This is a genomic window from Acidisphaera sp. L21 (assembly GCF_009765685.1).
GTDB lineage: Bacteria > Pseudomonadota > Alphaproteobacteria > Acetobacterales > Acetobacteraceae > LMUY01.
Window position 1 is genome coordinate 201,061 of record NZ_LMUY01000015.1, and the last position, 12,395, is coordinate 213,455.

Annotated in this window: 9 protein-coding genes; 5 read left to right on the forward strand and 4 right to left on the reverse strand. The window is 66.8% G+C overall.

What is annotated here, in order from left to right; all coding sequences use genetic code 11:
* Nucleotides 1-5: 5 nt before the first annotated feature.
* Genes GSQ76_RS04105 through GSQ76_RS04115 form a run of 3 tightly spaced genes read right to left on the reverse strand, consistent with a single transcriptional unit; the run spans nucleotide 6 to nucleotide 5,814 of the window.
* A complete protein-coding gene (locus tag GSQ76_RS04105; RefSeq protein ID WP_158742630.1) occupies nucleotides 6-2,084 on the reverse strand; it encodes a hydantoinase/oxoprolinase family protein in 2,079 nt (692 codons plus the stop codon).
* Nucleotides 2,081-3,742 (reverse strand): hydantoinase B/oxoprolinase family protein, encoded by a 1,662-nt coding sequence (locus tag GSQ76_RS04110; protein WP_158742631.1) that lies wholly within the window; start codon nucleotides 3,740-3,742, stop codon nucleotides 2,081-2,083. The genes GSQ76_RS04105 and GSQ76_RS04110 overlap by 4 nt, the downstream gene beginning before the upstream one ends.
* Nucleotides 3,739-5,814, reverse strand: a complete 2,076-nt coding sequence (locus GSQ76_RS04115) for a hydantoinase/oxoprolinase family protein (RefSeq protein WP_158742632.1) — start codon at nucleotides 5,812-5,814, stop codon at nucleotides 3,739-3,741. The genes GSQ76_RS04110 and GSQ76_RS04115 overlap by 4 nt, the downstream gene beginning before the upstream one ends.
* Before the next feature lie 263 nt (nucleotides 5,815-6,077).
* Here GSQ76_RS04115 and GSQ76_RS04120 point away from each other — a divergent pair, with 263 nt between their 5' ends.
* From GSQ76_RS04120 to GSQ76_RS04140, 5 genes are all read left to right on the forward strand, one after another.
* A complete protein-coding gene (locus GSQ76_RS04120; protein ID WP_216850885.1) occupies nucleotides 6,078-7,013 on the forward strand; it encodes an ABC transporter permease in 936 nt (311 codons plus the stop codon).
* Entirely contained in the window at nucleotides 7,013-7,816 is an 804-nt protein-coding gene (locus tag GSQ76_RS04125) for an ABC transporter permease (protein WP_158742633.1), read from the forward strand. The genes GSQ76_RS04120 and GSQ76_RS04125 overlap by 1 nt, the downstream gene beginning before the upstream one ends.
* An 18-nt stretch (nucleotides 7,817-7,834) precedes the next feature.
* Nucleotides 7,835-8,917 carry a PotD/PotF family extracellular solute-binding protein gene (locus GSQ76_RS04130; RefSeq protein ID WP_158742634.1) on the forward strand — a complete coding sequence of 361 codons (1,083 nt, stop codon included), beginning with the start codon at nucleotides 7,835-7,837 and terminating at the stop codon, nucleotides 8,915-8,917.
* A 4-nt stretch (nucleotides 8,918-8,921) separates the two neighbouring features.
* Nucleotides 8,922-10,022 carry an ABC transporter ATP-binding protein gene (locus GSQ76_RS04135; protein ID WP_216850886.1) on the forward strand — a complete coding sequence of 367 codons (1,101 nt, stop codon included), beginning with the start codon at nucleotides 8,922-8,924 and terminating at the stop codon, nucleotides 10,020-10,022.
* 71 nt (nucleotides 10,023-10,093) lie between these two features.
* On the forward strand, nucleotides 10,094-10,870 hold the full coding sequence (locus GSQ76_RS04140; RefSeq protein WP_158742635.1) for a GntR family transcriptional regulator: 777 nt from the start codon (nucleotides 10,094-10,096) through the stop codon (nucleotides 10,868-10,870).
* Nucleotides 10,871-10,877: 7 nt separating this feature from the next.
* Here GSQ76_RS04140 and GSQ76_RS04145 read toward each other — a convergent pair whose 3' ends face one another.
* On the reverse strand, nucleotides 10,878-12,296 hold the full coding sequence (locus GSQ76_RS04145; protein ID WP_158742636.1) for an MmgE/PrpD family protein: 1,419 nt from the start codon (nucleotides 12,294-12,296) through the stop codon (nucleotides 10,878-10,880).
* Nucleotides 12,297-12,395 lie beyond the last annotated feature (99 nt).

A 12,395-nucleotide genomic window follows, 5' to 3' on the forward strand; every position in this document is an offset into this window, starting at 1 on the left:
ATTCCTTACGCAAGTTCGACCAGGATACTGCCGCTTTGGCTCACCCGGCATTGCCCCCCGGGGCCGATCACCAATGTGGACCCCGGGTCCTCGACCAACGCCGGACCGGAGAATGTGTCACCGGCGGCCATCCGGGTGCGATCATAAACCGGCGTGTCGACGAACCCGCCGGCCTCCGCAAACCAGGCCGGGCGATGCGCCTTGACCGCCCCGCCGGCTTCCGCCGCCAAACCCGCCAAATCGCCATCATGCGCCGGCGTCCGCACCGCCACGCGGGCCGCAATGAACTCCAGCGTCACATCCGGTGGCGAGCGAGCGAATTTGCGCCGATACTCCACCTCGAACGCCGCCGTCAGTGCCGCACGAGAGTCGTCGCTGTCGTAAGGCCCCGGCGGCAGCGGCACCACCAACGCAAATCCCTGCCCAACATACCGGCCATCCGCCAACCGCTGCACCAGCGGCGCCGTGCCCAAACCGGCATCCGCCACCACCTGGCTCGCATCCCGCTCCAGTGCCACATACGCGGCCTCCAGCGCCGCCAGATCGCCGGTCTGCACCGGGAAAGTGATGGTTCGCACCCGATCCACCCGCGCTGGCGCCACCAGCAGCCCCCAGGCGGACGCAACGCCGGGTGAGGGCGGGCAGATCAGCCGCGTAATCCCCAGGCGCTTCGCCACACCATACCCATGCACCGGCCCGCCGCCGCCCGTCACCAGCAGCGCATACCCCCGCGGGTCGCGCCCATGCTCGGCAATATGCACGCGGGCCGCCCCAGCCATGGTCTCGTTCACCAGCGTGTGGATGCCGGATGCCGCCTGGTCTCGCGTCAGCCCCAGCCGTTCGGCCAGCATGCGCATCGCCGCATCCGCCTGCGCGACATCGATATGGATTGTCCCGCCCGCGAAGAAGTCCGGGTTCAAATACCCCAGCAGCAAATTGGCATCCGTCACCGTCGGCTGCGTGCCGCCCTGGCCGTAGCACACCGGCCCCGGCTCCGACCCGGCGCTATCCGGCCCCACCTTCAACAGCCCCAGCGCATCCGCCCGTGCAATGCTGCCGCCGCCCGCGCCGATCTCGATCAACTCCACCGTCGAAATGCGGATCGGCAGCCCGCTGCCTTCCATGAATCGTTTCTGCCGCCCCGCCTCGAACCCATAGGCGATCAGCGGCTCCCCGCCTTCCACCAGGCTCAACTTGGCGGTGGTGCCGCCCATGTCGAACCCAAGCAACTCACTGCAATCATCCCGTGCGCCGAAGAACGCCGCCGCCAGCGCCCCCGCGGCTGGCCCGGACTCCAGCATCTGCACCGGGTTGCGGATCACCTCGCCAATATGCGTCAACCCGCCATTGGACAGCATCAGCAGCAGCGGCGCCGTCACCCCGATCGCGGCCAATTCGTCCGACAGGCTCTGCAGATACCGCGCCGCCAACGGCTTCACATAGGCACTGGCGACGGTCGTGCTGGCCCGGTCGTATTCGCGGATCTCCGGCGCTACCTCGTGCGACGGCGTCACCGGCAATCCCGGCGCCCATTCCGCAATCGCCCGCGCCGCCATCTTCTCATGCGTAGGATCGGCGTAAGAGTGCAAAAACATGATCGCGACCGACGCCACGCCGGCATCCTGCAACACGCGCAGCTTCGCCCGCAGATCCGCCAGGTCCAACGGCACGATCACGTCGCCGTCGGGCCCGATCCGCTCCGCCACTTCCTGCCGCAACGCGCGTGGCACGAGCGGCGCTGGGTTTTCGATCGCGATGTCGTAGAGGTCGTATTTCCGCTCGCGCCCGATCTCAAGCGTGTCGCGGAAACCCTCGGTCGTGATCAGGCCCGTCACCGCCCCGCGCCGCTCGATCAGCGCGTTGGTGAACAGCGTCGTCGCATGAACCACCCGTCCAATGGCGGACGCGGGCAGCGCCGCCCGCTCCAGCATCTCCCGCACCGCCCGCAGCACCGCGCGCTGCGGGTCCCCCGGCGTGGTCAGCACCTTCAGCGAAACGCTGGTCCCGCCAGCCGTGTCATACAGCACCACATCGGTGAACGTGCCGCCGATATCGATGCCCAGCCAATGCGTCGCGATGCTCATTCCGCCAGCCCGTAATCCCGCCGCGCTGCCTCTTCGGTCAAATACCCCAGCCGCACATCGCGCTTCACCGCCGCCGGGGACCGCTCCGCCGCCGAGCCCATGCCGCCGCCGCCCGGCATCTCCACGATCACCCGATCCCCCGCAGGAATGATCTGCAACCCCTTCGGCCCCAATTTCGCTCCGGATTTCAGCGCCACCGTCCCCAGCGCCCCGGCCCCGCCGCCAGACCGACCGCGCGCCGGGAACTTCGTCCGCTCGAACCCGGCGAACAACCCGAACGGCGCGTCCTCCCGGCTACCCACTTCCATGATCTGCCCCAGCCCGCCGCGCATCCGCCCGGCGCCCCCGGAATCGGCCCGCAATTCCTTGCGCCAGACCACCAGCGGCGTAATCGCCTCCGTCACCTCCACCGGCACGTTGCGAACGCCGCTGGGGAAGGGGGTCGCGGACAATCCATCCTGCTCCGGCCGCGCCCCAGCGCCACCGGAATGAAAGCTCATCACCATGAAGGAGGATCCTTTGCCGGCCCCCACGCTGGTCAGCCCATGCCCTGCGACGAACTTCAGCGTCCATAGGTTCGACGTCCCCTCCGCCGGCACCCGCCCAGGTATCGCCTGGTCCAAACACCCGTAAACCACGTCCGGCAGCATATGCCCCATGCTGGCCCGCGCATACACCGCCGCCGGATACGTCGCGTTGACGATGCAGCCGGGCGGTGCGGTCACCTTCACTGCATCCAACGTGCCCGCATTGTTCGGCACATACGGCGCCACGACGCAGTTGATCCCGAACGTCGTATACGCCTCGGTATAACAAAGCGGGCAGTTGATCGCGTAGGACGACATGCCGGACGTCCCCGTGTAATCCACCTCGATCGTGTCTTCCCCGATCGTCACCTTCGCCACCAGGTCGATCGGCCCTTCATACCCATCGATCCGCATCGATGCCTGCCACGACCCCTTCGGCAGCTTACCGATCGCCTCCGTCATGGCGGCGCGGCTGCGACGGATGATCATCTCGCCCAGCGTCTCGACTTCGGACAAACCGAATTCGCGCATCATCTCCACCAGGCGGCGGCTACCGATGTCGTTGCATGCCGTCAGCGCATACACGTCGCCGATCACCTGCACCGGCTCGCGCACATTGGCGCGGATAATGCCCAGCAGATCCTCGTTCATCACCCCGGCGCGGGCCAGTTTCATCAGGGGAATATACAGCCCCTCGTGCCAGATCTGCCGCCCCTCCGGCGTCTGCCCCACGCCGCCCATGTCCACCAGATGCGTGGTGCAGGCGAAGATCGCAACCATCTTGCCGTCCAGGTAGGTCGGCGACACCACCACCAGATCGTACAGGTGCCCCGTGCCCTTCCAAGGGTCGTTGGTGACGAACACGTCGCCCTCCAGCCACGTCTCCACCGGAAAATCGTGCAGGAAATGCCCCACCGACAGCGCCATCGTGTTGATGTGCCCTGGCGTCCCCGTCACCGCCTGCGCCAGCATCCGGCCGCGCAAATCGAACACCCCGGCGGAAATATCACCTGCCTCCCGCGCCGAGGTGCTGAACGCGGTGCGCACCAACGTCTGCCCCTGCTCCTCCACCACCGATAGCAATCGGTTCCACATGATCTGCAGTTCGACCTCGGAGATGGCCCGGCTCATGCGACTGCCCCTTCCTCGATCAGTAATTCCCCCGCCGCGGCCAGTTTGGCGGTAAACCCGGGGGGCACGATGGTGGACGTCCCGTCTTCCAACACCACCGCCGGGCCAGCGAGCCGCGCGCCCGGCGGTAGATCGCTGCGTTGGTAAATCGCTGCCTGCGCCGCAATGCCAGTCGCCGGGTCAACCACCAACTGCGTCCCGCTCGGCGTCCCCGCCGACACATCCGCCGGCATCAGCCCTTTCGATGGTAGCGCATGCGCCTCGGACAGCGACAGGATCCAGGTCAGCGCCTCGACCTCCAGCCCCGGAATGACCCGCCCGTACAGCCGCGCATAGGTCTCATCGAACGCGGCACGCAGCGCCGCCGGGTCGATCGTGCCGGATACGGGCAGCGCCACCGCCACCTCATGCCCCTGACCGCGATACCGCATGAACCCGGTGCGAATTTCCTCCAGCACCGCACCCGGTGCGCCCAGCTTCACGACCTCCGCCGCCTCCGCCCGCATTTCCGTAAACAGCGCGTCGATCGCTTCCGTGTCCATCCCCTCGATCCGCACCAGCTTCGTCCGCGCGACCTCGTAGGCGATTGGTGCGTCCAGAAACCCCATGGCGGAGCCGACGCCGGCATCGGCCGGGATCAACACTCGCTTGATGCCCAATTTCTGCGCCAGCCGCACCGCATGCAGCGGCGCCGCGCCACCGAACGCAATCAGCGTGCGCCCCGCGGTCTCCTTGCCATTCTCCACCGCATGCACCCGCGCTGCGCTGGCCATCGTCTCGTCCACGATCTCCGCAACCCCCCGCGCTGCCTCCGCCGCTTCCATGCCCAGCGTCTCGCCCACGGATGTCATCACCGCCTTGTGCGACGCCGCCCCATCCAGCGTGACTTTGCCCCCAGCGAACCGCGCCGGGTTGATCCGCCCCAGCACCACATCCGCATCCGTCACCGTCGCCTGCGTGCCGCCGCGGCCATAACACGCCGGCCCCGGCTCGGACCCGGCGCTATCCGGCCCGACCGCGATCCGCCGCAACTGGTCCACCCGCGCGATCGACCCGCCGCCCGCCCCGATCTCCACCATGTCGATCACCGGAATGCGCACCGGGATGCCACTGCCCCGCACGAAGCGATAGGCCCGCGCAATCTCGAAATGTCGCGACTGCTGCGGCGTATAATCGTCGATCAGCGTCAGCTTCGCCGTGGTGCCGCCCATGTCGAACGCGATCGCCCGGTCCACGCCATTCCGAGCCGCCACGTGCCGCGCCAGGATCGCGCCGCCCGCCGGCCCGCTCTCCACCAACCGTACCGGAAACCGCCGCGCCGTCTCCACCGTCGTAATCCCGCCCGACGACATCATCAGCAGCAACGGGCACGCCGCCCCCAAGGCTGCCAACCCGTCCTGCATCCGCGCCAGGTAGCTCGCCATCAACGGCAGCACATACGCATTGGCCACGGTGGTCGACGTCCGTTCATACTCGCGGATTTCCCGACACACCTCGGCTGAAATCGAGATCCCCATATCCGGCAGCGCTGCCGCCAGTATGTCGCGCACCCGCTCCTCGTGCGCCGGGTTGACGTAGGCGTGCAGAAAGCAGATCGCGATCGCCTCCACCCGGTGCGCGCGCAGGGCAGGGACCAGCGCCAGCACCGCCGCCTCGTCCAATTCCAACAACACGGAGCCATCGGCCGCCAGACGCTCCGGCACTTCGAACCGCAAATCCCGCTCCACCAGCGGAATCGGCCGTTCCATATACAGGTCGTACTGCTCGAACCGGTGCTCGTAGGCGATTTCCAGCGAATCCCGGAACCCCTGGGTGGTCACCAGCGCGGTCCGCGCGCCCTTGCGCTCGATCAGCGCGTTGGTGGCCAGCGTCGTGCCGTGGATCACGAGACCCAGTTCGGCCGCCGCAACGCCGGCCTGCGCCAGGATCGCCGCCGTTCCCTCGATCACCGCCCGCTCGGGCGCCTCATGGGTGGTCAACACCTTGGTCGAAACGATGGTGCCGTGGTGGTCCAGCACGACATCGGTGAAGGTGCCGCCTATGTCGACGGCAAGCCGGGTGGATGAGGCCATGGGTCGTCGCACATCCCTGCAAAATCCGGCCGGACTGTCCGCGCATGACACGGCGCTGACAAGGCGAAAAATCGCAGATGCTTTGTAACTGGCCAATAACCGGCCCCGTTCTGGCTATCCTGTGTGCATTGCACAATCAACCAGCACCAATCTGCGCAAACGCCCGTCAAATCGTGCCCGAGCGCCGTGGCATGCGCCTTGCTGCATGTTAGCACGGAACCGCAGATTACCACGGAACCGCAGACCTCGCGGGAAGGAGCCCAGTGACCACGGATACCGCACCGTCCCTCGCACTGCCCCAGGCTGGCGCGCGCCGCCCGCTTGGCCGTGCACGCAGTGGCGGCGCACTGATGGTGCTGCCAGCGCTGATCTTCCTCGTCGTGTTCTTCATCGTCCCCGTCGCCATCCTGTTCTCCTACAGCGTGCTCACGCAGCCGCAGAACGGCGTCATCGGCCTGCCGCTCACGCTGAGCCATTATGGCCACCTGCTCGACACGCCGCTCTATCTCCACGTGCTGGCCATCACCCTGCGCATCAGCCTGTGGACGGCCGGATTATCCGTGTTGCTGGGCTACCCGGTGGCGCTCACCATCGTGCGCGGCACCCCCCTGGTGGGGCGGATCGTCACGATCATCCTGGTCGCGCCGTTGGTCGTCAGCATCGTGGTCCGCACCTATGGCTGGCAGCTAGTGCTGGCCAACAACCATTCTGGCGTCGCCAACTGGGTGCTCAGCTTCCTGGGCTTCGGCCCGGCGGTGCTACGCGTGATGTATACCGAAACCGCCGTCGTCGTCGGCTCCCTGCACGTGTTCCTGCCGATGATGGTGCTGCCGCTCGCCTCCTCCCTGGCGCGGATCAACCCGTCGCTGGAGGAAGCCGCCCGCACCCTCGGCGCCCCTGCCTGGCGGGTGTTCGCCCGGGTCACCTTCCCGCTCAGCATCCCCGGTTTGATTGCCGGTCTCACCATCGTGTTCTCCTTGACGGCGGCCTCCTACGTCACGCCAGCCATCCTGGGCGGCAACTACGCGCAGATGCTGGGCAATTTGTTGGAGCAGCAGGTCGTCAGCGTCTACGACTGGCCGCTCAGCTCCGCGATCGCGGTGGTGATGGTGGTGCTGACCTTCGTCGTGAACGGCCTGTCCGTCTTCCTGCTCGAACGCCGCCTCAAAACCCGGCGCCGTTTGTCGGAGGCACGCTGATGGGCGGCAGGTTGTCCGGTGGCACCGCCTGGCTGGTCTACGGCATCACTGCCTGCGTGATGGTGTTCGTCATGGCGCCGTTGCTTGTGGCGATCTCGATCTCGTTCTCCGCCGCCCCCTTCGCCAGCTTCCCGCCGCAGGGCTTCACGTTCGACTGGTATCGCCAGGTGCTCGTGGATCCGGACTTCATCGACGCCTTCAGCTTCAGCATTGGATTGGCGTTGGCGTCCACGGTTACATCGGTCGCATTGGGCCTGCCCGCGGCGTTGGCGCTGCAACGGTCCAACATTCCGGCGGCGTCTGTGATGCAAGGCGTGCTGCTATCGCCGCTGATCTTCCCGGTGCTCATCACCGGCCTGGCGCTGCTGCAATTCTATTCCGCCGCCAACATGCAGCAGGCTGTGGTCAACCTCTACATCGGCCATACGTTGGTGACGCTTCCCTACGTGGTGCGTACCGTCACCGCCAGCCTGCAACTGGTCGATCGCTCGTTGGAGGAGGCTGCCCGCACCCTTGGCGCCGACCGCTGGCGCACATTCCGACGGGTCACCATTCCGCAAATCGCACCCGGCGTCGCCGCTGGAGCGCTATTTGCCTTCATGGTGTCGCTGGACAACTACCCGATTTCGATGTGGCTGTCGGACGCACGCGCGGTGCCGCTGCCGATCCTATTATTCCAGCGCATGTCCAGCGTATTCGACCCCTCCATCGCCGCCATGGCAAGCCTGATGATTCTGGTCGGCGCCGCCGCCGTGGTCGTGCTGGAACGGCTGGTCGGGCTGCGCCGGGCCATGGGTATCTAAGCAACGCAACGGAGACGCATGATGGATTTCGATTACAAGCTCAGCCGCCGTCGTGCCGTCACCGTCCTGGGCGCCGGGCTGGCCGCGCCCATGTTCTTCATCCGCAATGGCTGGGCGCAGGCAAAGTCGATCAACGTCGGCACCTACACCGGCCCGCAGGGCGAGTTCATTCGTCGCCAGGTCATTCCTAAGTTCCAGTCCGAATTCGGCTGCCGCGTGTTCCAGACCGAGAACGTGACGTTGGGCCAGATTGCCATCCTGCGGACGCAGAAGGCGAACCCGACCTACAGCGTGATGTTCATGGACGATGTCGGCGTGCCCGTCGCCAAGGACGAAGACCTGATCGCCCCGCTGCCGAAAGACAAGATGCCGAACCTGGCAAACGTCATTCCTCGCTTCGTGCTGAATGATGGCTATGCCGCGGCCTTCGCCGTATCCACGATCGCGCCGTTCTACAACACCCAGGCGGTCAAATCGATCGAGACGTGGGAGGACATGTGGGACCCGAAATACAAGGGCCGCGTCATGCTGGTGACGCCGAAGCAGACGCAGAGCGTGCAATTGCTGGTCGCCGCCACCGCGTTGGCGACGAAGAAGACGTTCCAGGAAGCCCAATACCTGATCGATTCCGGCTGGGAGAAAATGGCCGCGCTGAAGCCGAACGTGCAGACCGTCTACGACAACAACGTCACCGCCGTGCTGCAGATCGCGCAGGGCCAGGCCGATATCGGCGGCCCGGATTTCTCCAAGACGATCATGCCCTACGCCATGAAGAAGGCGCCCCTCGCCATGTCCGCCCCGAAGGAGGGTGTCTTCGGTGGGGTCAACACCGTCACCGTGGTGAAGAACTGCCCCAACCCCGATCTGGCAGCCGCCTTTGCCAACCGGATGCTGGATGACGGCATTCAGAAGGCGCTGGCGGAATACGTCTTCTCCGCCCCCACGGTAAAGAACATCACGCTCAACGCCGAAACCGCCGCCATCGCCGCCTACCCGGAATCACGGATGGACGAGATGAAGCTGATGACGATCGATTGGAGCCTGATCAATCCGAAGCGCGGCGCCATCGTGGAAAAATACAACCAGGTCTTCGGGTCCTGAACCGTTGGAGATAAAATCCGCCGACCTCGCCCTCTCGGGACTGACCAAGACCTACGGCCACTCGCTCGCCGTCGACAATGTCACGGTCCGGATCGGCACTGGGGAGATGGTGGCGTTGCTCGGCCCCAGCGGCTGCGGCAAGACAACGACGCTGCGGATGATCGCCGGGCTTATCGAGCCGAGCGGCGGCGACATCCTCATCGGCGGCCGGTCGATCGTGAATGTCCCCGTGCACAAGCGCAACATCGGCATGCTGTTCCAGAGCTACGCGCTGTTCCCGCATCTGAGCGTGGGGCAGAACGTCGCCTTCGGGCTGGAAATGCGCGGCGTGCGCAAGGCAGAAGCTGCCCGGCGCGTGACGGACGCACTCACCCTGGTGCAACTGGACCATCTGGCCGAGCGCTTGCCCACCGCCCTGTCTGGCGGCCAGCAGCAACGCGTGGCACTGGCGCGTGCGCTGGTGATCGAGCCCAGCGTCATGCTGCTGGACGAGCCATTGGGCGCGCTGGACAAAAGCCTGCGGGAGAGCATGCAGGTCGAGTTACGCCAATTGCAGCAGCGCCTGGGCATCACCACGGTGATCGTCACCCACGACCAGGAGGAGGCGCTGACGCTCGCCGACCGCATCGTCATCATGCGCGCCGGCAAGCTGGAGCAGATCGGCACCCCGCAGGAGATCTATTCCCGTCCGGTCTCCCGCTTCGTCGCCGGGTTCATCGGCGCGTCCAACTTCCTGCGCGGCCACGTCGCCGGGTCCGATGGCGGCACGACGCTGGTGGCGCTGCAGGGCGGCGCCCGCGTCACGGTGCCGACGCAGGCCGGCGCGTCCGGGGAGGTAATGGTCGCCCTGCGCCCGGAGGCGATCCAGGTGCAGCCCTTCGCCGGCCAGAACGACGCCGCCCCCAACACCACCCAGGCCACCATCGAGCAGATCATCTACCGCGGGTCGCTGACCCATCTGTATCTGCGGCTGGACGATGGCGCGCCTCTGCTGGCCTTCCACCAGAACCGCGCCGGGGAGCGTGCGCCGGCCGAATTGTCACCCGGCGGCCGCGTCGTGGCCCGCTGGACGGAGGAGAACAACCACCTGGTGGCGGATCGCTAGCCGCACGGCCGATTTGTGTCCTGGCCCAGATCACGCCACAACGAGGCCTCCTGAAACCCTGAGCCGAGCCCTTGTCAAACACCGACCCGACGGCCCCCGCCGCCCGCGCCCTCCAGGCCGTGGGCGATCTGCAGCCCCGCTACGCCACGGTCGCCACCGCCATCGCAACGGACATTTTGGACGGCCGCCGCCCGGTCGGCCAGATGCTGCCGCCCGAAGGCGAGCTATGCGTCACCTACGGCGTCAGCCGCTCCACCGTGCGGGAGGCGTTGCGGCGCCTGCGGGAATTGGGGCTGGTGGAGGCGATCCGCGGTGTCGGCACCCGCATCATCGCCGACCAGCCGCGCAGCAATTATGTTCTGGCTGCGCAATCCATCGCCGACGTCATGGGCTATGCCGGGCCGACATCGCTGGAGATCACCGGGCGCGACGACGTCGTCGCCAACGCCGCCCTAGCCCATCGGCTGGGATGCGAGGAAGGCTCCGGCTGGTGCCACGTCGTGGGCGTGCGCCGGTCGGACAAGGCGGCAATTTCCTGCGTCGACCTGTATATCGCGGCCGAATTCGCCGCCATCGCCGACGACCCGGCGCTCGTCACCATCGCGGCCTACCGCCTGGTTGCACAGCAGCTCGGTATTGTGGTGGCGGAGATCAAGCAGGAGATCGGCGCCATCGCCCTGAGCGAGGCGCAAGCCGCCGTGCTGGGCAGCGCACCCGGCAGCCCTGGCTTGCACATCCGCCGGCGCTTCTACGCCGCGGGCGGCCGGCTGGTGGAGGCGACGCTGAACGTGCACGCCGCCGCCGACCGGTTCGCCTATGCCCTGCGTCTTGGCGGCGAGGCGGAGTAGGCGCCGCCTATCCCGCCAACGCTTCCGCCAGGTCCGTCACGTCCGGCAGCGTCTCCACACCCCACAGCATGCCCAGCGCCACGCGGGATTTCGCCTCGCCAATTTGCGGTATAGCCAGGCCCAGGAACTTCGTGTCCAGCGCAGCGTCACTCAGCGGTTTGTCGGCGCCGCCATAGGGCTCCGGCACGTAACGGCTGAACCGCTTGCCGCCTTTGGTTTCCAATTCCACCCGCGCGGCGCCCAGCCGGGGGTAATCCGCATCGCATTCGGCGTCGGTAGAGACCTGAATGCGCCGGGTGAGCCCTAATACAGTTGCGTCATGCCGCGCGGCGTCGTCGAAATCATGCAGCCCGACATGGCCGCGCGTGAGCGCGATGCCGATGACGAAGGGGAAACTCATCTGCGCCGTCGTCATCTCCGACCAGCCGATCTTGGCGTGCGAGGCTGCAACCGCATAGGTGCCGATGCGGACGGTTTCCACATCCTCGGCGCTGATGGCCTCTGCCTCGGCAATATCCAGGACCGCATCGATGGCGGAGTGGATGTGCCGGCAGCAGGCATGTGGCTTCATGTAGCAATTGGCGACCGCGAAGGGTGATTTCGGGTTGTTGTTGCCAGTACCCAGCAGGTCGATCGCCCGATAATCCTTCTCCCCGCTATCGCCGCCGGCAAACGCGTTGAAGAACCCCTCCTTGAACTCCAACACGCCGCGGGGCCCAGCCAATCCGCCCTCCGTCAGCAGCGCGGCCAGCAGGCCCTCGCGCGCCGCATGCCCCGGATGGATGCGCTTCACGTCGCCCCCCGCGGCGAAGGAGAACAGCCCGGCCGCCCCGGACCCGGCCAGCCCGAACGTATTCTCCACCTGGTCCGCATCGAACCCCAGCAGCACCGCCGCCGCGGCCGCCGACCCGAACACGCCGGCAATCCCCGTGTTATGAAACCCCCGCCACCGCGCCCGCGGATGGCAGGCTGCTGCGATCCGGCAAACTGCCTCATACCCGGCGACGATGGCGCGGATCAGATCCTCCCCGGATGCCCCCGTGCGCGCCGCCAGCGACAACGCTGCTGGCACGACCACCCCGCCGGGATGTACGGAGCCGGGGCGGTAGCCGTCATCCACCTCCAACCCATGCCCGGCTGCACCCGCGATATAGGTGGCGTGCAATGCGTCGAACCGCGTGGCCATACCCGGCACGACGATCGGCCCGCTACCCACGCCGGCGCGCGCATACGCCTTGGCAACCGCCTGCGTCGAATCCTGCGGCGCCCCGGCAATGATGGCGCCCAGCGTATCGATCAGGTGGCGGGTCGCGGCCCGGCGGGCGAAGGCGTCGATCTCGCCCGTGCGCAAATTCGCGACGAAATCGGCCAACTGCCGGGTTGGGCCGGGCTGCAACAGGACTTCGTGCTGGACGGGAAGGTCCATATTTCGTCTCCTCGTTAAACCGTCGCGCGCGCCGCGAGCTTGTCATGCTGTCCGTACAGCAATATAAAGCTCACAAGCGGCGGCGCAAAGAAATTTTCG